Here is a 21,785-nt window from a genome sequence, read left to right on the forward strand (position 1 = left end):
GATGGCGAGACCCGATTCCATATTCCGCCAAACCGTGCCGCCCAGGCCGTCGTTGCTAGGGGTGGGGTTCGAGCACAATTTCCAGGCCGGCTGGTGAGTTGGCGGAGAGGAGCAGGGCGTAGACCCAGTCGGAATTGAGGGGTGGCCTGCGGCTACCGGCATATTTGTAGGAGAGGGAGATGTTGGGGTGCAACCAGATGGTGGTGCGGCCGATTCCGCTTGGGGGGCTGTCGGTCCAGCTGAAGTAGCAGCCTTCGCCGTGTTGGAGTTTGGCGGCGATGGCTGCTTCGAGGTGGGCGAGGAGCCGGTCCTCGAGATTGACCGTCAGCGACGCGTTGTAGGTCAGTTTTCCCATGCCAGCACCTCGCCCGGGCGCGACAGACATGGTTCTGGGCACCCCGGATTGTGTCGGTCGGTGTGGGGCGGCCCGGTTGTCGGGAAGGTACGCATCGGCACTGAGCTTGTCACCAATCGAGTAGGAGAGAACGTCGCGCGGGAACCACGGTGAGGCGGGAACCGTCCTGCCTGCTCAGGCAGGTCATTCGGTGAAGTCGACGTCGTGCCAGTCGACGTCGGTGGTCGCGATAGTTTCCTCAATTGGATACGACTTCGGCGCCGTGAGCGCGTGGATGCGGGCGTTGAGCACGGCGATCACCAGAGTCGTGTCGGGCCCCGTCCACGGGGAGAACTCGGGGACACTCATCAGCGCGCTCATCGGGCCCACGACCATGGTCACGATCAGGGTGTCTCCGTCGTCACCCACGGCGGGGAGGTCCAGGGTCTCGTTGGTGTGACTGATTCCCAGCACTGTGACTAGTTCCAGGAGAGCGTCCGCGACGTCGTCGGGGGTCAGGAATGACGCCCCACCATACGAGATCCGTTTCATACACCCCACCATGGCCCCGTGCAAGCCAGTGGCCTAGGCCCTTGCGCACGGCCCCGAGAGGGAGTGCCCCGTCAGCTGACCCATCACGCAAAGGTGATGCTCGGTGGCAGAGGTCAGTTCCCGGAGAGGCCGTTTGAGGATGCGTCGGCCGCCACCCGGGCCGCGAACTCGTCCATGCCCCTGGCGATGTTCTCCTGCCGCGACTCGTCGTCTTCAGGGTCGTCGGGGGCGTCATACGGCCACGCCATGTACACGTTGGGGTCGATGATGAGGTACGCGGACAGCGAGCTGCGCGGGATCGATTCATAGTCGCGCACCTGCTCGTCGGAGGCGTCCATGCCCATCCACGCGATGCCCGTGTCTTCGGGCAGGACGACCCAGCCTTGACCGCGGAACACTTCGGCGAGATCCGGCGGGACGCTGGCGTGCACCTGGGCGAAACCGCGGGTGGTGAGGGCCGGCGCAAGAGTGTTGAGAAGTTCCCGGCACACCTCCGCGGATCCCCCGGTGATCAACAGTTCGATGACGGCGGTGCCGTGGTCGCTGACGATGGCATCGTCGATGTCGTCGTCGGTGGAGTCCTGGTCGAGCTGATTCTCGTCGACGTAGCTGTCGGGCTCGGTGACGACAGCGCCGACGACCCGGCCGTCCTGGGTCTCGGCGACCAGGGCGAGGGCCATGGACTCCATTTGGAGTTCGATGGTGTCGTCGAAGTAGATCTCGGGCGCGTCGTCGATTTCAGCCTGCGGGTTCTCAGCGAACAACGTGACGAACGCTGCCCGGTGACCTGTGCCCAGGCGTCGGACTCGGATGCTCGGTTGCTCGCTCATGCGTGAGCCTTTCAACGATGGTGTGCGTGATGGAACGCTCCGAACGCGGAACGCCCGTAGCCATCATCCCGCATGGCACGCACTACGGTGCTCGAAACCGGGCCAATCCGCCGTTCCGGCCGATACCCGTCGGGATCGGGGCTCGGACCCACGCCGACCATCCGACGTGTACTTCCACGGTTAGGGTGAGCACATGCGTTGGGGCCGAACATATTTCGCCGTGCAGGCGGTTGCCGGTGCACTGTGGTGGGCCGCCGTGTTCGCGTCTCCCGTCGTGCGCGACGTGACGCTTGGCGGCCTCGACCCGGTTGCGATCGCGGTGTTCGACATTCCGCTGTTCGTCGTGGCCTCGTTCGTTGCGGCGTTCGGCGTGAGGGGCGCCGCGGTTGTCTGCACCGGCTGGACGGGCGTCGTCGCCATCGCACTCGCCGTGTACGCCACGGTCACCACCGAGGCAGGCTGGGGCGCTGTCACGATGGCTCCGGCCACCCTCGGATGCGTCGTGGCGCTGTGCCTGGTGATGCTCGGCCGCGTCCCAACCGCCTGGATAATCCGGGGTCCGTTCGCCTTCCGCCCCGCCGCGATTCGCGCCACCGCTGCGACGAACGTGGCTTCGACGTTCAGGCAGATCGTCGTGTTCTGGGGTCTGTTCCTGGTCGTGATTCCGCTCATCGTTGCGGCGGTCGAGCAACGCTGGGCCATCGCGCTGCCGTTTCCGGCCTTCGCTGGGCCCGTTGGTGGCGTCGTTCTCCTGGCCGCCAGCATCCTGGGCCTCTCGTCGGCATTCGTCATGTCGACCCTCGGAAGCGGCACACCGTTGCCGTCGGCGATGCCCAACAACCTGGTCATCGCCGGCCCCTACCGCTGGGTTCGCAACCCGATGGCGCTCTCCGGCATAGTGCAAGGGGCCGCGGTCGGCGTCATGCTGTCGTCGTGGGTCGTGATCGGCTATGCGATCGCTGGTTCCCTGCTCTGGAACTACGTCATCAGGCCACTGGAGGAATCCGACCTCGAGCAACGGTTCGGCGAGGTGTTTCGTCAGTACCGCGAAACGGTGCGGTGCTGGATTCCGCGAGCACCGGCTTCGTTCCCCTTGATTCATCGATGACGAGGCACTAGCGCGCGCATTGCCGGGCACAGAAGCCTCCCATTCCCGCCGCGCGATAATGTGGACACCATTTCCGGTGCCCTGCTCCAGGGCGACGCCCCCAATCCGAGGAGAACTACATGTCGGTCGGCTTGCTCGCCGTAGTCGATGACATCCTGACCGCCGCCCTCAAGGCGAGCGCGAAGACCGCCGGCGTCGTCATCGACGACGCGGCCGTCACCCCGCAGTACGTTCAGGGGCTCACGCCGGCGCGCGAACTGCACGTGGTCTGGCGAATCACACTGGGCAGTCTGTTTAACAAGTTCGTCATCATCATCCCGCTCGCCTTGCTCCTGTCCGCGTTCGCTCCGTGGGTGTTGCCGTTTCTGCTCATCCTCGGCGGCAGCTACCTGTGCTTCGAGGGAGCGGAAAAGGTCACCGAATGGTTCGGCGCGCATCACGACACCGCCGACACTGAGCTGCGGGATGAGCGCAAGCTCGTCTTCGGCGCGATCCGCACCGACCTCATCCTCAGCACCGAGATCATGCTCATCGCGCTGGCCAGTCTCGATCCCGATTTCGGGATCTGGATGACGCTCGGCGCGCTTGTCGTGATCGGCCTTGGGATGACGGTGCTCGTCTACGGCACGGTGGCGCTGCTCGTCAAGATCGACGACATCGGGCTGGCGCTGATGGAGAACTCGGCCAGACGGGTGCGACGCGCCGGCGCGCGCATCGTTCGATCGATGCCCGCCGTGTTCCGGGTGATCGGGATCGTCGGCACGGTCGCCATGTTGTGGGTGGGCGGCCATTTGGTGATCACCAACCTCGCCGACACGTTCTGGCACGGCCCCGCCGACATGCTGCACGCCATGACGCGCGCCGTCGAGGCTGCCGGCCCGGTCGTCGTCTGGATCACCGACACCGCGCTGTCGGCCGTGTTCGGGCTGACGCTTGGCCTGATCATTGTCGCGGCTGTTCTCCCGCTGACGCTCGCCCGTCGGACACGAGACCGCTAGCCCTCACCAGTCACGCCACTGTTGACGCCAGCCGGGCGATGGCCGAGTCGATCGGCGGCATCAGTGCGCGGACTCACCAAGGCGGCGGCCCTTGATCTCGGCGCAGACAACATCCGTGTGGTCTCGGTTCCCGCACAGCGATGACGGCCGGACTGGAGGGTTCGGAGATGTACGCGACACAGCCAATCCCGCGGATAGGCGAGCCGGAGGGAGCGGCGAAGGTGATTCTGTACCTGGTCGCCGACGCAACCTACTCCACGGGCATCGACTTCATCGCGGATGGCGGCGGGACGGTGGGGCCAGGTCCTGAACGGGTAGGCGTGTTCCGTTGTTCGGATTCCGCATCCCTGACCTCGTCGGGGTGAGCCTCCACCACTGGCCGGAACGGGATCGACGACGCAATCGCCAACACGGTGAGCAGCGAGAACGCGAGCAGTGCGACCCAGACGCCGCGCGCCTCGGTCATCGCGAGACGTGGTCCGGCGATGTCGAACGTCGTGAGCGTCACGCCGAGGATCAGCAGGGCGCTCAGTACGCCGCAGACGATGCGCGCCGTGAGGCGGCCTCGCCCCGAGATGGCGAACCCTCCGCCGATGGCGAGCAGCGCGACCGCTATGGCTCCCCCGCCCAGGCCCTGCGTGAGAAGCGCCAGGATGGCGTCGGGGAGGAGCATCGGGGCGATGGCGAACGCCGCGGGCGCGGCACCGAGCCACCGCCACCGGCGGCGTCCTCCGCTCAACCGAATCGTGTGCGCCCACCCCAGCAGGCCGCCGACGATCACCCCTGGAAGCAGAATGGCGGCGAACGTTTCGAGCCAGGCGACGCTCGACCCAGATCCCGCGAACTCGCTCATCACCGCGCGGAAGGACGCGGCCCAAGCTAGCCCGCACAGGGCGCCGAAGGCCACGGTCGCGCCGACGTTGCGGCCTTTCATCGACGAACGAGACTCTCCACCAGATAGTTCAAGCTCTCGAACTCGCATTCGGCTCACCTCCATCGTCAAGTGACTCCTCCGAATGACTCTCAGGGTAGGCTCGCCATCATCAGGCGGCATCCGTGGAATCACTCATTTTCTCGAGGACACCATGAGTAGCGACAACAATGCCGATGGCGGAGCTTCGCGCTCCGACGCTCTGGCTGCGCTCGCCCGGGCGCGCGACGAACTCGCACGCGGTTCCGTTGAACGAGGGTGGGACGCCTGCCTGATCGCGGCCGGAATCGGACGGGAGCTCGGCGATGCGGGTCTCGTCATTGACGCGGCCACGCTGATCCCGGGCCCCCAGCTCGGGTCGCACCACATGACCACCGCGCGCCAGGCCGTGTGTCTCGAGGCGCTCGGGATGCTGGACCCCGGGGAATCCGCTCGGCGCCGGCGTCTGGAGAGTTACCTTGCCGGGCTGTCGGGCGGTTGGACAGAGACTCCCGCGGTGACCGCGGTGCCCCTGACCGACGAGCAGGCAGACTCCCTGATCCTCGAGTTGCGCGCCGCGCACGCCGCGGCCATGGCTCCCGAGCGGCTTGCGGAGCGTCTCGAGATCGCGACCCGGCTGCGTGACACGGCGCGCGCGGCGCACCGGGACGACGACACCGCATGGGGGATGTTGTGGCGGCTGGATGCCCTCGCTCTTTACGGCCGACGAATCGAGCTGAACGCGGACTTCATTGAGCTGGTCGGCGTCATCCGCCGGCTGGACAGCCCGCAATGGCATTGGCGGGTCGCGACCATCCGCTCGGCGTTGGCGTTACTGGACGACTACATCGACGACGTCCCCCCGCTCACCGCGGAGGCCGCGCGTCTCGGGGCGGATGCGGGCGTGGAAGAGGTGTGGTTCATCGACCTGATATTGCGTTCTGCTCTCGCCCGCCGAACAGGCGAAGGACTCCCGGGCATCGAGGAGGAAGTGCGCCACGCGCTCGCGGATGCCCCGTTCCTGGCGCAGGGCTGGCGGGCCGGCCTCCTGATCGCACTGGGGAGCATCGACGACGCTCTCGAGATCTGGCGTGCGCTCGCGCCGCACGTCGATGAGGTGCCGCTCACCGCAATGGAGTGGCTGCTCGCGGCGACCACTCACGCCGAGCTCAGCATCGTCGCACACGATCGGCCCGCCGCCGCCCACCTGTACGAAATGCTCAGCCCGCACGGACACCTGCACGTGATGCCGACCGTCATGACCCCTTACGGGGGCGCGGTCGCTCTCTACCTCGGCGATCTCGCGGCATTCCTGGGACGTTCCGCGAGTGCGCGGACGCACTACGAGGCGGCGCTCTCGAGCAGCCAGGACATGCACGCGCCCGCATTCTCGCGCCGGGCGCGAGAGGCGATTGCGCGACTCGGTCCGCCCACGTCTCCGCGTTCGCCGCTGTCGCCGCTGTCGCCGCGCGAGGCGGAGGTCGCTGAGCTGGTCGGAGCGGGGATGACCAATCGCGAAGTGGCGCATCGGCTGTTCCTGTCGGAACGAACCGTCGAGAACCATGTCAGCAACATCCTGCAACGCCTGGGTCTGCCGAATCGCGCTGCCGTCGCCGCATGGGTATCGCGGCAGCACCCCGCCTGACTGGCCGGATCAACCCGGTGATTCCCGGTGGCACTACTCACCCTCCGCAGGCGTCGACCCCTGCGGGGTGACGACAACCTTGCCGAGCGCCCGCCCTTCGCCCACGTAGGCGAGCGCCTGCGGCACCGATCTCGTAGCGGAGTGAAGAATCGTTCATGCCGTCAACGTATCAGCGGAGATTTCTCTGCCCGACACTCGGGTGAGCCAGATCGGATTCCCCGGTCCGCATCAGCGCCGGAAAGTGACGTGGATGACGCCGCTCTCCGCCACCTCGGATGACACGTCGTACCCGTCTTCCAGCCAATGCAGATCGTCCCAGAGATGGTGACCTCGGCCGAGGACGATGGGCGTGATCGCGACATGCAGACGGTCGACCAGGCCGGCCCGGAGGAAGTCGCGCACCACGCTCGCTCCCCCGCCGATCCGAATGTCGCCGTCACCGGCCAGGTGCCGTGCCTCGGCGAGCGCCTCGTCCGGGGACATGGTGCGGAATTCGAACCGGGTGCCGTTCGGGAACTCGATCGGAGGGCGCGGAGCGTGCGTGAGGACGAGGACGGGAAAGCCGAACGGCGGTTCCTCTCCCCACCACCCACGCCAGTCGGGATCGTCCGGGAAGGCGTGGAGTCCGAACATCCCGGCGCCCATGATCTCGGCGCCGACTCCCTCGAAGTAGGCCTGCGCGTAGCGATCATCGATCCCGGTCGTCCCGGCGCCGTTCTCCTCGTGCATGACCCGTTCCCGAAAAGTCCGTGTGGCCGTGTAGGGGGCGACCAGGCGACCCCAGTCCTCGCCGAACATGTTCTCCGGCGTCTGGTCGGTTGTCGCGGCAACGCCGTCGAGGGAGAGATTGAGGTCGGCGCGAACGGCCATGGGTACTCCTTGGTCCGTGAATGTATAAGGTCCAAATTTTCACGGCTCCCGCGCCGTGTCAACTATCGCCGGACGGGTGACCGCCCCGGTCGCCGGCGAGATCGCCCGTCGCAGGGGCACGCGGTGATCAGCGACGGGGGCGCGTGCCTCAGGAGCGGGAGCGGGAACCGGCCAGGGTGGGGATCTGGTCGGCGGGGTCGTCCGTCTCAGCCGGGGCCTCGCCGGCGGGGACCAAGCCTGCGTCGATGGTGTCGTCGGTGTTCAGGAGCACGACCTGGTCGCGAGAGAACCCGAAGAACCAGGTGGCAAGGAATCCCGCGGCATATGCGACGATCAGGCCGGAGGCGTAGCCGAGTGCGGCGGCGCCCCAGCCGTGGCTGCCCTGGAGCAGTGGGAACAGCGATACGTCGCTGGCGCCGATGGCGATCGCGCCGACGGTGTAGCCGAGCTGGTCGAACAGGCCGATCACCGCGCCGCCGAACGCGCCGCCGAACGCAGGCAGTGATGAAGGGACGGCCCAGCGGAAGCGTGACACCGTAGATGAGTGGCTCCCCGACTCCGAGGAATCCTGCGGGCAGCGCACTCTTGATGGTTCGTCCGATGCTGGTGTTGCGGCGAAGCTTGAAGAACACGGCGATCGCGGCACCGATCTGTCCGGCGCCGCCCATGGCCAGGACCGGCAGCAGGGTGGTGTAACCGACCTGTTCGATCAGGGTGGTGTGGATGGGGGTGAGCGTCTGGTGCAGGCCGGTCATCACCAACGGCAGGAACAGCCCGCCGAGGACGAAGCCCGCGAAGACTCCCGCAGTGGTCAACAGCCAGGTGGCGCCGATACCGATCTGGATTGACACCCAGCCGGCGGCCGGCATCAGGAGGAACAGGGCGGCGAGGCCGGCGATCAGAACGGTCAGCGTGGGCACGATGAACAAGGCGAGCACGTCGGGGGCCCATCTACGGGCCCACCGCTCGACGTACGCGCCCAGGATTGCGGCGGCCATTGCGCCGAGAACCCCTCCCTGGCCGGGGGCCAGCTGCTGACCCCAGACGACGATGTTCGCGACTCCGGGGGCCACGATGATTCCCCCGATGACGCCCCCGATGATGGGCGTGCCGCCGAACTCCTTCGCCGCGTTCATCGCAACGAACACGGCGAGCAGGGCAAAGAACCCGCTGGACATTACGCTGAAGATCGGAGACAGTGTGGCCAGCCACGGGACCGAGCCGTTGGTGGCCAGGTTGGTCAGGATGCCGTTGATGCCGGCAATCAGACCACAGGCGATCAGCGCGGGGATCAGCGGGACGAAGATGTTGGAGATGCGTCGCAGGCCGTTCTTGACCGGGGTGTTGTTGCGCTGCTTGGCCTGCTGGCGGATGACGGCACCCTTGTCTGCCAGCTGAGCGGCCGAAGAGGCACTCACCCCAGCCTGCCTGGTGACGTTCAGGATCGACTGCACGTCGACGGCGACCCGGTCGACCAGGCCCGGGCCCAGCACGATCTGGAAATTGTCGCCGGGAAGCGCGGCGAGCACGCCGTCGATTGCGCGCAACGCGGCGACGTCGACGTGATTCTGGTCGCGGACGCTGACACGCAATCGGGTCATACAGTTCTCGACGTCGACGATGTTGTCGGCGCCGCCCAGACCGATGAGCAACTGGTCTGCGATGACTCTTGAGTCGGCCATGACTGATGTCCTTTCGAGCAAAGTACGGGGTTGCGCGGAGCTCCAATGGGGATGGAGAACACGATCAACAAAAACAATCTCTAGCAATGAAAATTGCTTTCATGAACTCGAGAGTCAAGAGTCAATTATTTTCATCCAGTAAGCGCGGCGGCGGCGTCAGGTGTGGGCGATCGAAATGGAAGCGCGCGCCACACGGCAGGACACCTATGGCCGGTGCCGGTTCGCTCAGGGCGACGTGATGGCGGCGCGGACGTCGCCCTGCGCTCGGGCGAGGCGCGCGGTGGCCGTGGCGAAATCAGTGTCGGTGAGCAGCATCACAACGGCGGTCTTGGCATGTCCGCCGGCCTGATCGATTGCGGTGGCGGCAGTGTCAGGGTCCACCCCGGTGGCGTCACTGACGATGCGGCGTGCCCGGTCCACCAGTTTCGCGTTGGTGGGTTGGACATCCACCATCAAATTGTGGAATACCTTGCCGGTGCGGATCATGCTGGCTGTGGAGAGCATGTTGCACACCAGCTTCTGCGCCGACCCTGCCTTCAGCCGGGTGGAGCCGGTCAGAACCTCGGGTCCAGTGTCGACCTCGATGGCGACATCGGCGTGTCCGCTGATCTCTGCGCCGAGATTGCAGGCGATCGAGACGGTGGCCGCCCCGACGCTCCGGGCATGGTCCAGACCGCCGATCACATACGGAGTTCGGCCGCTGGCGGCGATGCCGACGACCACGTCGACGTCGGTGAGTCCGACAGCCCGCAGGTCGGTCACCGCTAGATCGGGATCGTCTTCGGCGCCTTCGACCGCTCGGAGGAATGCCCGCTCGCCGCCGGCGATGAGGCCGAGCACTTCCCCGGGGTCGGTGCCGAAGGTCGGTGGGCACTCGACCGCGTCCAGCACACCGAGGCGACCACTGGTGCCGGCACCCAGGTAGATCAGCCGTCCGCCGCGGCGGCGCGCGCGCACAATCGCATCTACGGCGTTCTCGATCGCCGGCAGTGCCGCCGCCACGGCCACCGGGACCGTGCGGTCCTCCTGATTCATCACGGTGAGGAGGTCGGCGACGGACATCGTGTCCAGGTCCGTGGTGCGGTCGTTCGCGGTCTCAGTGCCCAAACTGGCGAGTGCCATGGCGTTGTCCCTATTCCTGATGTCGATGCAGTTGTTCATGGTTGTTTGTTTCGCCCCGGATGAGAGGTGACGGCGGCGTAGGTGCGTTCGAGCGCGGCGCGGGCTCCGGGGAGCACCTGGGCGACCCCGACGAAGATGGCGTCGACGAGCAGGAGCTGCCCGGTGCGGCTGGCCATCGCGGCGGATCGGAAGCCGAATTCTCGGCCCGCGGTGACCAGGACGTGTTCGGCATGCCCGGCCAATCGAGAGCGGACGGCGCCGGTGATGGCCACCGTGCCGGCACCGGTCGACCGGGCCGATCGCAACGGCGCGACCGTGCCCGGGTTCTCGCCCGAGTGGGACACGCCAATGGCCAGGTCATCAGGGCCAAGCAGCGAAGCACTGACCATCGCGGCGTCGTGCTCGGTATGCGCCCGTGCGACCAGTCCGACCCGGTTCAGCTTCGCCGTCAGATCCTCCGCGACCAGACCGGACGCACCGATTCCGTAGACGTCGATTCGGCGGGCCGCCCGAATCAGGTCGATCACCTTCTCCAGCGCGACGAGATCGACCAGTTCGGCGGTCGCCCGGAGCTGCTCGGACTCGAATGCCGCCAGTTTGGTCAACACCACGCCGATCCGGTCACTGTCGGCGATGTCGGCTCCCAGGGCGACACCATCGTCGTGGTTGGCGCCGCTGTGGGCGGCCAGCGCGAGCCTGAGCTGCGGGTAGCCCTCAAAGCCGAGCCGGCGCGCGGTGCGGACAACGCTCGCGGTGCTCGTCGACGCCTGCTCGGCCAGTTCGCTGACCGTCAGGGCAGCCGCCGCCATGGTATCCGACAGCAACACCCTCCCGATCCGGCCTTCCGCGGGGGTCAGGCCAGGCAACATCGCGAGGAGCCTCGTGACCACATCCGACGGAACCGGAGTGGCCGGTCCGACCAGTTCACGCCCAGCCTCTGTCGCGACGCCACGATCAGGATCGCGCCTGTCGTCCTTCTTGGGTGCCATCAGCGCCGCCCTCCTCGCAGGTTGCATTCCCGGGATCATCCCGGTCATGTAACAAAATTACACTCTTTTGAGAAGTTGATGTCAAGATCAACCGAGGAGTGTGTGACGTATTCGGCGCCGTACCTTCCGGGTCCGCCTGCGGATCACCGCTGAGCGACTCGCGGGCGGAGTGTCACGCCTCGCTGGCGAGCATCCGGCCGTCGGGGTCCAGTCGCTTGAGCATCGCCGCCGAGATCGCTGAGAGCTGCGCGACCTGTTCGGCGGTCAGCGCGTCGAGGACGAACCCGCGGACCGCCCCGACGTGCCCGGGGGCGGCGGCCACGACCTTCGCCCAACCGGCTTCGGTGAGCGTGACGTTCGTCGCGCGGCGATCCTCCGGGCACAGCGAGCGTGCGACGAACCCGGCGCTCTCGAGGCGGGAGATCACGCGTGACAAGCGAGGAAGGCTTGCGTTGGTGCGAGCCGCGAGTGCGCTCGTGCGAAGGATGCGGCCGGGTGCCTCGGAGAGCATCGCCAGGGTGAAGTACTCGAAGTGAGTCAGGTCCTCGTCGGTCACGAGCTGAAGGTCCAGGGCCGCGGGGAGGAGTTCAAGCACAGCGGTGAAGCGCACCCAGGTCGTGCGCTCGTCGGCGGACAGCCATCTCGTCTCGGTCATGAGGAACATCCTACCGATAGTTGTACATGCAATGAATCGGTGGGTAATAGTTGCACCTACAAGCAATTGATGTATAGTTGCATCTACAAGTAATCCGCAGTCCGCGGTACGCCTCGATAGACAGGACACGAACATGACGAGCTTCACGATCATCGGAACCGGCAACATGGGTAGTGCGATCGGGGGCGTCCTCGCCGCCGGCGGCAGCGGCGTCACTCATGTCACCCATGAGGAGGTCGGAACTGCGCCACTGACCGGCGACGTCGTCATCCTGGCCGTCCCTTACTCCGCCCTCGACGGCATCCTTGCCGCCTACAGTGAGCAGCTCGCGGGCAAGACCGTCGTCGACATCACGAACCCGCTCGATTTCGCAACCTTCGACTCACTCGTGGTGCAGGCCGGAAGCTCAGCCGCCGCGCAGCTCCAGGCGCAACTGCCGGGCAGCAAAGTCCTGAAGGCCTTCAACACCAACTTCGCAGCGACCCTCGCGAGCAAAACGATCGGAGGGCTGACCACGACGGTGCTCGTTGCCGGTGACGACCTGGACGCGAAGGCTGCGCTCATCGCCGCGGTCGAGGCTGGCGGCGTTTCCGCCCTGGACGCCGGATCGCTCTCCCGCGCCCACGAGCTCGAGGCGCTGGGTTTCCTGCAGCTTGCCCTCGCGGCCCGCGAGAAGATCGCCTGGACCGCGGGCCTCGCCGTCGTCCGCTGACCACATTGGTGGGGCCGGAATCCTGGCCCCACCGCCGAAGAGGAGCACCATGATGAGCGTGTCAACTGACGAACGGTCTATCAACACCGAGACCTCGATGGGCGCGGTGACCCTGCGGGTCGGCGACCTTGAGGGCCTGTCGGACTACTATTCGCGAGCGTTCGCGATGGAACCCCTCGAGGAGCGCAGCACGGGCCGAGAGGTGCACCGGGTTCTCGGCCGGGGTCTGACACCGCTCGTGCGGCTGATCCACACCCCGGACATGCCCGGGGGTGACCCGCGTCAGGCGGGCTTGTTCCATACCGCGTTCCTTTTCGAGAGCCCTGCCAGTCTCGCGGCGACCGTCTACCGTGCCGCGCAGGACTCCCGCAGCCGCTTCGTCGGGTCGAGCGACCACCTCGTGAGCGAGGCGTTCTACTTCACCGATCCCGAGGGCAACGGCGTTGAACTCTATACCGACCGGGACCGTGACCTGTGGGTTCGCCAGGGCACCGAGATCCAGATGGACACCCGATACCTCGACCCCAAGGCCTACCTGCAGCGCCATCTCGTCCAGGAGACTCCGGACGAGGTGGCGTCGCTGGCAGGAACGGTCGGACATGTCCACCTGCAGGTGGGCGATCTGCACACCGCCCGCGCCTTCTATGTCGACGCGCTCGGCTTCGACGCGACGCAGACCCGCTACACCGGCGCACTGTTCGTAGCCGCGGGCGGCTACCACCACCACATCGCCATGAACGTGTGGAACAGCCGTGGCGCTGGGCCGCGCGCGGCGACCCTGGGTCTCGGCGACGTCGCGGTGACCGTCCCTGGCGCGGCAGACTTGGAGTCCCTCATGGCGAGGCTACGGGCCCGATCGATTCCGTTCGGCAACGACGGCCGTTCCGTGACCGTCACCGACCCGTGGGGCACGCACGTCACCGTCGCCCTGCCCGACCTCTCTACCGAGGAGCTCCTCACCCGATGAACACCCTGTTGCGTGATGTGCGGTCGCCAGGCTGGGCGACGGCCGGCACCACCTCCGCCATCGCCATCTTCCTGCATGGTTTCGGATCGAACGAACGAGACCTGACCGGCCTCGCCCCGGCTCTGGCACTGACGATGCCATGGGCCGCTCTGCGCGCCCCGATTGAACTGGGGAATGGCGGGGCCGCGTGGTTCACCATCACGACCCCCGGCAGTCCGGACCCGGGGCCGGTCGCCGAAGCAACGGATGCGATCTGGGCGTGGGTTGATGCGGAGGTGGGTCCGGGCATCCGCGTGGTTCCCATCGGTTTTTCTCAAGGAGGCCTGATGGCCAGCCAGCTCCTGCGCACGCGCCCCGAGCGGGTGCTCGCCCCGGTCGTGCTCGGCGGTTTCGTGCAGGGCGCTGCCCAGCCAGGTGACCCGACGCTCGCCGTGAGCCGCCCGCCGATGTTCTGGGGGCGCGGCGCCGACGACCGCGTCATCGCCGAACCAGCGATCGTGCGCACCAGCGGCTTCCTCCCGCATCACACCTCCCTCGTGGCGCGGGTCTACCCGGGCTTGGCTCACGGCATCAACACGGCCGAGATCAACGACGTGCGCGACTTCCTCACCACCCACGTTGGCGTCGGCGCCGTCAGAGCATGATGAACGCCACGTCCGGGCTGTTCGAGATCGGCATCTTCACCTTCGACGAGCTCACCCGGAGCGCTGGCGCAACCCGACTCCCCGCCGATTCACGATTCTGTCCCTTTCGCCAGGCAGACGGCGGTACCGCTGGTCTCAGGTGATCCCGTCGTCGGTGCGAAAGGCTTAGGACACGGCGCTGGCCCGTCGCGGCTCGTTGACGATCTCGTTCAGGGGCAGCATCGCCGCCCCCAGGGCGACCGTATCGCCCCCGAATTTGCTGGCAAACAGCGTGAACTGGTTCCCGGGACGCTCCAGCGCCTCCCGACGGATGGCGGCCTCGATGCGGGGCGCCAGGGTGTCCATCAGCCGCAGGCCCACCCAGCCACCGATGACGACGCGCTCCGGGTTGGTGAGGTTCACAAGTCCCCCCAGGGCCGAGCCGAGCGTCGCAATGAGCTCGGTGACAACCGCGGATGCCTCGGGGTCACCGCTCGAGTTCGCCTCGAGCAATTCGCCGAGCGCGTTCCATCCGCTTCCCTCGAACGTGCCCCCCGCGTCACGCCAGTCGGACAGGATGGCATCCGCGCCGAGGTACGCTTCAACGCAGCCGTGACCGCCGCACCGGCACAGGCGACCGCCACGCTCGATCTTGACGTGGCCCCATTCGCCGGCGCTGCTGTAGCGTCCGTGTGCGAGCTGGCCGTTCGTGACGACGGCCAGGCCGACGCCTCGGCCCATCAGCACGACGAGCGCTTCGCTCGCACCACGGGCTGCGCCGTCCCAGAGCTCCGCCATGGCCTGAGTCTTCGCACCGTTCTCGGCGAAGATGGGGAGGTCATGCGACACGAGTTCGGTGACGGGAATGGCCGGCCAGCCGAGGCTCTGGGCGTAGAGCACCTGCTGCCCGGAATCGTCGGTCTCCACGATTCCCGGGAGCCCGAGCCCTATGCCCACCATGCGATCCCAGGCCGCCGGGTTCCGTTCGAGGAGTGCGGCCACGGCCTCGTCGAGGTCTCTGGCGATGGCGGAGATCGGCTCGCCGGTGTGCCCACCGCGGAACTCCCGGTCGACACGCTTCATCGACAGGTCGAAGAGTTCGACGGCGACGCCGCGCTCGCCGACATCCGCCCCGAGCAGATATGCCCCCGACGGATTCGGCTCGATGAGCGTTGTGGGCCGGCCGCCACTGGACGCAATGGTGCCGCCTTCCATGACGAGGCCTTCAGCGAGGAGCTCGGAAACAAGATTCGTCACCGACGCCACGGAGAGACCCGACTCCCGCGCGAGTTCCGCCCGGGTCGTTGAGCCAGAGAGGATGATGCGTCGGAGGGCCCGAGCGCGGTTGCGCTGGCGAACGTCGCTCACCGTTGCTGGCGCGGTCGAGGCTGCTGCGGCTGAACGCTTGGTCATACTTCCAGAACCTACCAAGTTCCTGCACCCCCCATCACGAGACTGGACAGCGCGGCATTGCCCGTGGCAACGACGCGGATTCCCCGTGGGCTGGACTCGACGCGGGTCGCTGCCTCGGCTCCCACGACCCGCACGGATGCCGGGTCAACGTCCACGGCTTCGAATTCCAGCCAGTCGCCGGCCTGAAGGGTGATGACGAGTTCTTCGTGGAGTGCGTACGGGCGTCCGTCCGTCTGCTGGAAGGGATTGTCGGGGTTTCCGGTTCCGGGATTCGCCCAGGACAGTGCAACCCCGTCCGCCGAGCGAATGCCGGGGATGAGGCTCACTCCGGCGGCTGAGTACGATTCTCCCGCGCCGCGTGCGCCGAACCCCCAGGCAGGAATGACACGCGGTCGCTCCCCCAAGAGCGCCGCCACCAGCCCGGGCTGCCAGACACAGTTGTCGATCTGCGCATTCCGCAGAAGATCGTCAAAGATCCGGCTGGCCTCGGGAACCTCGAGGGTCGAGTCGGCCCCAGCCGCGACGATCTGGTCCCATCCGTGCGGAGCTGCGATGGAGGCGGGCGACGTTCGGGTGTCGATCTTCTTCCACGGCCAGAAGTTCCACCCGATATCGTACGACTCGTAGAGCCGGAACGCGGTGTACAACCACTCGAGCGTGTTCTCGCCTCCCTCGCCCATGTAGATGGGCAGCCCGAGACGGTCACGGGTTTCCAGGAACTTCTCGATGCTCTCGGTGTCAGGTGACGACCAATACTTGTGGAACTGGAGAAGGGAGTTCTCGTCCCAGACCTCGGTGAAAATGCTCCAGTTCGTGGCCCAGTGCGAGCCTTCGTAAACGATGAGGTGCCGGGCATCCTCTTCTCGAATCACCGAGGTCAGGTCTTTGTAAAGGTCGACCAGCTCAGCGGCATAAATGTTCTGCCATTCGTTCGGCAGGGGCTCGTTGAGAAGGTCGTAGCCGAGCACGACAGTCTCGTCGGCGTAGCGCCTTGCGAGGTCACGCCACAGCCGCAGGGTGAGGGCACGGTATGACTCCTCCATGAATAGCTCCGGCTTGTTCCGGGGCGAGTCGTCGATGTTGGTGCCGGTCTGGCCACCGGGCGCCCCATGCAGGTCGAGCAGCACCCAGAGCCGGTGCGTGCGGCACCAGCCGATGAGCCGGTCGATCATGGCGTATCCGGATTCGATCGGCGTGCCATCCGGTGCCTGGATCAGCCGCGAGTTGATGGGCAGGCGGACGTGGTCGAACCCGCTCGCGGCGATCCGCGAGATGTCGGCCTCGGTTATGAAGCCGTCGTAGAACGACTGCCAGAACCTGCGGGCGCCCGCTTCCCCCAGCAGCCGGGAGGTCAGCGCTTCGATCTCCCGCGGGGATTCCGCGCCGGGGCCGAATTTCCACATGTAGCCCTCCGGCAACATCCAGTTGCCGAGCCCCACACCGCGAAGCAGTAGCTCGCGCCCGGAACCGTCGACCAGTCGTGCATTGCGGGCCTGGACGAAGCCGACGAACGACGCCGGACGCGGCCGGAAAGCTGGGCTGTGTGACATGAGAAGGGACTCCATGGTTATTTCAATCCGGACAGGGCGAAGCCCTGAATGACAAAACGCTGGAAAATGATGAACACGACGAGGATCGGGATCACCATGACGGATGCCCCGGCCATCTGCAGCGACGGGTTCACCGCCAGCTGCTTGTTGAGCAGGGACAGGCCGACGGAGAGCGTATAGAGATTCTGGTCGCTCGCGATGATGAGTGGCCAGAGGAAGCTGTTCCACCCGGCGATGAACGTGAGGACGACCTGCACGGCGAGGATCGGCTTCGAAAGCGGCAGGACGATCTGCCAGAACGTGCGCCACTCGCTCGCCCCGTCCAGACGCGCAGCCTCCAGCATCTCGGTGGGGATCGTCGTCATGAACTGCCTGAAGAGGAAGATGCTGAAGCCGCTGACGAGCGTCGGAAGGGCGATGCCGAGGAGGGTGTTCGTCAGTTTCATCTGGTTGAGGATGAGGTAGGTCGGGATCATCGTGACTTGGATCGGCACCATCATGGTCGCGAGCACGAGGAAGAACAGCCCACGTTTGCCGCGGAACTCGAACTTCGCGAAGGCGTAACCGGCCATCGCCATCACGAGCAGTCCGACCATCCCGATGCCGACGACGGCCAAGGTGTTGACGAGGTAGCGGCCGAAGTCCAGCTCAGTGAAAAGGACGCGGTAGTACTCGAACGTCGGCTCCTTCGGGAGGATAGACGGAGGAAAATCCGTCGACTCCCGTTGCGGCTTGATCGACGCGGTGAGCATCCAGAGAAACGGGAAGGTCGTGACAAGCGCGCCGACGCCGAGTATGACGCCGAGGACGATGGTCGTGGATCGGATCCGGCGGGCCGCGGAACGGTCCGAACGGGTGGAATCGACAACGGGGGCCGGTCGTTTCAGTTGCGGTCGGGTGAGGCTAGTAGTCATCGTCGGCCTTTCTCGCGCGGAGTTGAACCAGGGTGATGACGGCGATGATCGCAAATAGCACGATGGAGCCGGCGCTCGCATAGCCGAACCGGTTCAGCTGGAAGCCTTGCTGGTAGAGGAAGATCGAGACGCTCGTGGTCGCACCGAGCGGGCCGCCGCGGGTCAGCACGAAGGGTTCGTCGAAGAACTGGCCCCAAGCGATGATCGTGGTGACCGTGACGAAGAAGATGGCGAAACGAAGCAGCGGAATGACGATCGAGAACGTTTTGCGCACTTCGCCGGCCCCGTCGATCGATGCCGCCTCGAGGTATTCCTTCGGCACACCCTGGAGCGCCGCCAGGAAGATGATGATGTTGAGGCCGGTGCCGCGCCAGACGGCGACGAGGGCGACGGAGAACTTGGCGAGGACCGGGTCTGACAGCCATTGGACCTGCTCGATGCCGACCAGCGACAGGACGTAGTTCAGGAATCCGAATTGTGTGTTGTAGAGGTATCCCCAGATCAGCGAAATCGCAACGATGGCCGTGATCGCGGGGATGAAGTAGAAGGACCGCAGCGTCCGGAAGAACCAGGAGTCGCTGCGGTTCAGAAGCAATGCGACCGCCAGTGACAGCAGTACGATCGCCGGCACGCCGAGTGCGGCAAAGAGGCCGGTATTGCCGAGAGCCTGCCAGAAATCGACGTCGTCGAAGAGTTTGACGTAGTTGTCGACGCCGACGAACTTGACGTTGCGGATGTCAGCGAAGGCCGAGATGTTCATGTTCGTCACGCTCACGCCGAGCGCGACGAAGATGGGGAAGACTCCAAATGCGATGAGTAGGAGCATCGCCGGGGAAACGAAGAGGTACGGGGACAATCGAGTGCGCACGATCACTCCTTTCGAGAGGTGCTGGAGAGGCTCGAGGTGGTGTGGAGGGCTGTCGGGGGCACCGGCAACCCTCCACCTTGTGCTACTCCGTGCTGAGACCCTCGATCTTCGAGTAGAAGGTCGCCAGCGACGTGTCACGGTCGGCGCCAGTGAGCGCGATCGCGTTCAACGCCTTGAGCAGTTCGGTACCGACGGCACCGTCCCAGTTCGAGACAAGAGGCAGCACCTTCGCCGTCTCCAGCTGCTTGGTGTAGACCGCGACGTTGGGGTCGCTGTTGAGCGTCTTGTCGCTCAGCGCGCTGGTCACCGTGGGCAGCGAGCCCGTCGCGGAGTACCAGTCGAGCTGGGTTTGCGACTGTGAGAGGAAGTCGAGCAGGGCGAGCGATGCATTGGGCTTGTCGGATTTCGCCCACACGCCGAGGTTCGATCCGGCGAACAGGGACGTCGACGAGGTACCGGAAGGCAGCGGGCTGGCCTTCCATTGGCCCTTGAGCTCGGGGGCGCCGTCTGCGATCGCTTTGCCGAGGTACGGACCACTGACGAGCATCGGCGCGACACCGGAGATGAACCCCTGCGTCTGGTCGAAGTCGGCGTTCGTGGGCACGCTGCCGTCGGCGTATAGGCCGGTGTAGAGGTCGACCGCCTTCTTGAATGCGGGGGTGTCGAAGGCGACGTTACCGTTTTCGTCGATGACGTCGCCGCCGAGGCTCCAGGTCATTTCGATCGGGAGGGGGGCATCCCACTGCGGGATGTAGTAGCCGTATTGGCCGTCGCCGCGGCCGTGGAGGGTCTTCGCATCCGCCCGCAGGTCGTCCCAGGTTGCCGGGGGCGCAGTGATGCCGTTGGCGGCGAGGATGTCGGTTCGGGTGAACAGCACGCGGGTGTCGCTCACCCACGGCACGCTCACGATCTGACCACTGACGGATGTCGCCTCGCCGCTGATACCCGACGGGAAGTTCTTGGGGTCGAGAGCGGGGTGGTCGCCCAGCAGGTCGTCGAGCGGAAGGAGTGCGCCGGCATCGGCGAACGTGCGGAGCTTGGAGAGCCCGATTTCCAGGACGTCCGGCCCGGAACCCGAGGCCACCGCGGTGGTGAGCTTCGCGTCGATGCTATCCCAGGGGATGGCGACGACGTCTACCTTCTGGCCGGATTTCTTGACGTACGGTGCTACGAGCTTCTCGAAGTTGGCGCCAGAATCACCCATCACCCAAACGGTGAGGGGTCCTTTGGCGTCTGCTGCGGTGTCGCCGCTGGCGGTCGCCGAGCACGCAGCGAGGCTGAGTGCCAGGCCCACGATAGCGACCGGCGCCAGCGATCTGGCAAGTATTCTCTTCACTGAGTTTCCTTTTCTTGATGCGGGTTGAAGGGGATTTTCGGCGGGAGCCTGCGTCTGCAGGTTTCCCGCCCTTTCGGACGGAACTGGGTCAAGCCGTGACTGCTTTCGCCTCGGCGCAGATGCGGTGGCGCGCGATTTGGTCCGCGTACCAGCGGGCACTCGCCTTCGGGATTCGCTCTTGATTTCGGTAGTCGACGTAGACGAGCCCGAGGCGCTTGCTGTAACCCTCGGCCCATTCGAAGTTGTCGAGGAAGGACCGCGCGTAGCAGCCCTGGAGATTCACCCCCTCCCGGAGGGCTCGTGCGGCGGCCGAAAGGTAGCCGGCCAGGAAGGAGAGGCGGTCCGCGTCGTTCACGTCACCACCCTCTTGCGCCGCCCCTTCGATCTCGAAGGCGGCGGTCGCCACTCCCCAACGGAATTCGGCTGGAAACGCAGCAAGGTCCAAGGAAACGTCGGTCATCTGTGATCGGCTCTCAGGTCAGGCTAGGGCGGGACTTATTACATCTTTTATAATAACTATTGTCGGAAGCGTGTCAAGGAAATTGGAATCATTTCGGCACTCGCTTCAAATCCATAGTGTCGGGCATCCCCGCACGGTCAATACCGTTGCCAGGCCACGCGTTCGACGAAGGCTACCCACTCGACGGACCACCGCGTCGACCAAAGTACGACTGGACGAAATCACGAAACTGTTCCTGGTCATGACCTTCAACGAGCAGTCACGCAGAATTCGCCGTGCCTCAAGAAGATTGATGTTTCCTGCGACCAGACCCACAGGATGGAAACCGGGCGCTCCCCCACGGAAGAGGTTGTAGCGGTCGGTGATGTCCAGGATGTCGACCCCGGGGCCGAAGCAAGAACGCACTTCACGCCGCAGGTTCGCCACGGGTGTTCTGTGCAGAGGTCAGCTTCCCCACACAGAGGAAGACGCTGCAATTTCCATGTTGCTGACACCCCGTTCTCTTCTTTCGCGGGCAAGCTCCCCCGGCAGTGAATAGCGAGGCGCGGCGGCGGTCGAAAGGGCGGCGTGAGCGACGATTGAATTCGTGAGCGACTTGACCATGTCCAGCCGCGGGTAGCGTGAGTGAATGAGCCGCTCCTGTGACATGACGATGTCGGCCTTGTGGCCAAAGTCGATCCCGATCCCCTCCGTTGTCAGGTAGGCGAGGAGCCCTCGACGCTCGGCGATGCCCGGCGAACTGTGCAAGGCAATCGCTTCCCACACCCGGTCAACGTCCCCCGCCGCCACTCCATGCTCGGTCAAGATTTCGGCTGCAAGATCCGCGCCTTCCACCTCGAACCGCTGCTTGCCGGGTGCCTTGGCGCCGGTACCCAGGTCGTGCATGACGCAGGCGGCAAAGAGTAGATCCCGGTCATACGCCGCATCGTTGAGTGCGCCCTCATGGCCGGCGAGGAGTTCCGCAAACAGGAAACTGCGGATGCTGTGATTGGATACCGAGATACTCTCTGAAGTCTGTGCTGCAGCGAGCGCCGCGCGAGCAAGGGGGGTGGCGGGCAGGTCGATTGAAAGTCTCATGGCCCCACGCTAAGGATTGGGGCTTGGCATAGGAATGGCAGAAATGACAGCTCTGGACGAGATACTGCCATTCTTTGAAGGCGTGTGCTCACCAGCCGAAGGGGCCAGCACGCGCAAATGACCGCTGCACGAGCCGACTCAGTGACGCGCGCTTGGCCTCGAGCGCCTGG

22 protein-coding genes are annotated in these 21,785 nt (G+C 65.7%); 6 read left to right on the forward strand and 16 right to left on the reverse strand.

Features of this window, described 5'->3' with window-relative positions; genetic code table 11:
• Positions 1-55: 55 nt before the first annotated feature.
• The 3 genes from E3O32_RS04530 to E3O32_RS04540 form a co-directional block, all read right to left on the reverse strand.
• Positions 56-355, reverse strand: coding sequence for a DUF7882 family protein (locus tag E3O32_RS04530; RefSeq protein ID WP_134507335.1), 300 nt, complete (start codon positions 353-355; stop codon positions 56-58).
• 183 nt (positions 356-538) lie between these two features.
• Entirely contained in the window at positions 539-886 is a 348-nt protein-coding gene (locus tag E3O32_RS04535) for a hypothetical protein (protein ID WP_134507336.1), read from the reverse strand.
• 113 nt (positions 887-999) lie between these two features.
• Positions 1,000-1,716, reverse strand: a complete 717-nt coding sequence (locus E3O32_RS04540) for a hypothetical protein (protein WP_134507337.1) — start codon at positions 1,714-1,716, stop codon at positions 1,000-1,002.
• A gap of 193 nt (positions 1,717-1,909) precedes the next feature.
• On the opposite strand from E3O32_RS04540, the gene E3O32_RS04545 reads away from it, so the two are divergent.
• A complete protein-coding gene (locus E3O32_RS04545) occupies positions 1,910-2,824 on the forward strand; it encodes a methyltransferase family protein (protein ID WP_134507338.1) in 915 nt (304 codons plus the stop codon).
• A 119-nt stretch (positions 2,825-2,943) separates the two neighbouring features.
• On the forward strand, positions 2,944-3,822 hold the full coding sequence (locus E3O32_RS04550) for a DUF808 domain-containing protein (RefSeq protein ID WP_134507339.1): 879 nt from the start codon (positions 2,944-2,946) through the stop codon (positions 3,820-3,822).
• A 250-nt stretch (positions 3,823-4,072) separates the two neighbouring features.
• On the opposite strand, the gene E3O32_RS04555 is transcribed toward E3O32_RS04550, so the two are convergent.
• The gene (locus tag E3O32_RS04555) at positions 4,073-4,756 is read right to left on the reverse strand and encodes a hypothetical protein (RefSeq protein ID WP_134507340.1); all 684 of its coding nucleotides are present in this window, start codon (positions 4,754-4,756) and stop codon (positions 4,073-4,075) included.
• Between the two features lie 151 nt (positions 4,757-4,907).
• Between E3O32_RS04555 and E3O32_RS17740 the strand changes: the two genes are divergently transcribed.
• On the forward strand, positions 4,908-6,377 hold the full coding sequence (locus E3O32_RS17740; protein ID WP_277612768.1) for a helix-turn-helix domain-containing protein: 1,470 nt from the start codon (positions 4,908-4,910) through the stop codon (positions 6,375-6,377).
• 228 nt (positions 6,378-6,605) lie between these two features.
• Here the strand turns inward: E3O32_RS17740 and E3O32_RS04565 are convergent, their stop codons facing one another.
• From E3O32_RS04565 to E3O32_RS04585, 5 genes are all read right to left on the reverse strand, one after another.
• The gene (locus E3O32_RS04565; RefSeq protein ID WP_134507341.1) at positions 6,606-7,247 is read right to left on the reverse strand and encodes a dihydrofolate reductase family protein; all 642 of its coding nucleotides are present in this window, start codon (positions 7,245-7,247) and stop codon (positions 6,606-6,608) included.
• A gap of 206 nt (positions 7,248-7,453) precedes the next feature.
• Positions 7,454-9,016 (reverse strand): PTS transporter subunit EIIC, encoded by a 1,563-nt coding sequence (locus E3O32_RS04570; RefSeq protein WP_241974568.1) that lies wholly within the window; start codon positions 9,014-9,016, stop codon positions 7,454-7,456.
• Between the two features lie 138 nt (positions 9,017-9,154).
• The gene (gene murQ / locus E3O32_RS04575) at positions 9,155-10,051 is read right to left on the reverse strand and encodes an N-acetylmuramic acid 6-phosphate etherase (RefSeq protein ID WP_134507342.1); all 897 of its coding nucleotides are present in this window, start codon (positions 10,049-10,051) and stop codon (positions 9,155-9,157) included.
• 35 nt (positions 10,052-10,086) lie between these two features.
• Positions 10,087-11,040 (reverse strand): MurR/RpiR family transcriptional regulator, encoded by a 954-nt coding sequence (locus E3O32_RS04580; protein ID WP_134507343.1) that lies wholly within the window; start codon positions 11,038-11,040, stop codon positions 10,087-10,089.
• A 172-nt stretch (positions 11,041-11,212) separates the two neighbouring features.
• Positions 11,213-11,695 carry a MarR family winged helix-turn-helix transcriptional regulator gene (locus E3O32_RS04585; protein WP_134507344.1) on the reverse strand — a complete coding sequence of 161 codons (483 nt, stop codon included), beginning with the start codon at positions 11,693-11,695 and terminating at the stop codon, positions 11,213-11,215.
• 133 nt (positions 11,696-11,828) lie between these two features.
• Here E3O32_RS04585 and E3O32_RS04590 point away from each other — a divergent pair, with 133 nt between their 5' ends.
• The 3 genes from E3O32_RS04590 to E3O32_RS04600 are packed head-to-tail and all read left to right on the forward strand — an operon-like array spanning position 11,829 to position 14,018.
• Entirely contained in the window at positions 11,829-12,407 is a 579-nt protein-coding gene (locus tag E3O32_RS04590) for an NADPH-dependent F420 reductase (protein WP_134507345.1), read from the forward strand.
• Positions 12,408-12,459: 52 nt separating this feature from the next.
• Entirely contained in the window at positions 12,460-13,374 is a 915-nt protein-coding gene (locus tag E3O32_RS04595) for a VOC family protein (RefSeq protein ID WP_198417524.1), read from the forward strand.
• Positions 13,371-14,018 carry an alpha/beta hydrolase gene (locus tag E3O32_RS04600; protein WP_134507347.1) on the forward strand — a complete coding sequence of 216 codons (648 nt, stop codon included), beginning with the start codon at positions 13,371-13,373 and terminating at the stop codon, positions 14,016-14,018. Before E3O32_RS04595 ends, E3O32_RS04600 begins: the two co-directional genes overlap by 4 nt.
• Positions 14,019-14,183: 165 nt before the next feature.
• Here the strand turns inward: E3O32_RS04600 and E3O32_RS04605 are convergent, their stop codons facing one another.
• The 7 genes from E3O32_RS04605 to E3O32_RS04635 form a co-directional block, all read right to left on the reverse strand.
• Positions 14,184-15,410, reverse strand: a complete 1,227-nt coding sequence (locus tag E3O32_RS04605; protein WP_134507348.1) for an ROK family transcriptional regulator — start codon at positions 15,408-15,410, stop codon at positions 14,184-14,186.
• Positions 15,411-15,421: 11 nt separating this feature from the next.
• Positions 15,422-16,960 (reverse strand): glycoside hydrolase family 5 protein, encoded by a 1,539-nt coding sequence (locus tag E3O32_RS04610; protein WP_198417525.1) that lies wholly within the window; start codon positions 16,958-16,960, stop codon positions 15,422-15,424.
• Positions 16,961-16,977: 17 nt separating this feature from the next.
• Positions 16,978-17,874, reverse strand: coding sequence for a carbohydrate ABC transporter permease (locus E3O32_RS04615; protein WP_134507350.1), 897 nt, complete (start codon positions 17,872-17,874; stop codon positions 16,978-16,980).
• Positions 17,864-18,742, reverse strand: a complete 879-nt coding sequence (locus E3O32_RS04620; RefSeq protein WP_134507351.1) for a carbohydrate ABC transporter permease — start codon at positions 18,740-18,742, stop codon at positions 17,864-17,866. The genes E3O32_RS04615 and E3O32_RS04620 overlap by 11 nt, the downstream gene beginning before the upstream one ends.
• Before the next feature lie 82 nt (positions 18,743-18,824).
• Entirely contained in the window at positions 18,825-19,946 is a 1,122-nt protein-coding gene (locus tag E3O32_RS04625; protein WP_134507352.1) for an extracellular solute-binding protein, read from the reverse strand.
• Between the two features lie 220 nt (positions 19,947-20,166).
• Entirely contained in the window at positions 20,167-20,538 is a 372-nt protein-coding gene (locus E3O32_RS04630; protein ID WP_134507353.1) for a family 1 glycosylhydrolase, read from the reverse strand.
• 444 nt (positions 20,539-20,982) lie between these two features.
• The gene (locus E3O32_RS04635) at positions 20,983-21,615 is read right to left on the reverse strand and encodes an HD domain-containing protein (protein WP_134507354.1); all 633 of its coding nucleotides are present in this window, start codon (positions 21,613-21,615) and stop codon (positions 20,983-20,985) included.
• Between the last annotated feature and the right edge of the window lie 170 nt (positions 21,616-21,785).

The organism is Cryobacterium mannosilyticum, assembly GCF_004402705.1.
GTDB lineage: Bacteria > Actinomycetota > Actinomycetes > Actinomycetales > Microbacteriaceae > Cryobacterium > Cryobacterium mannosilyticum.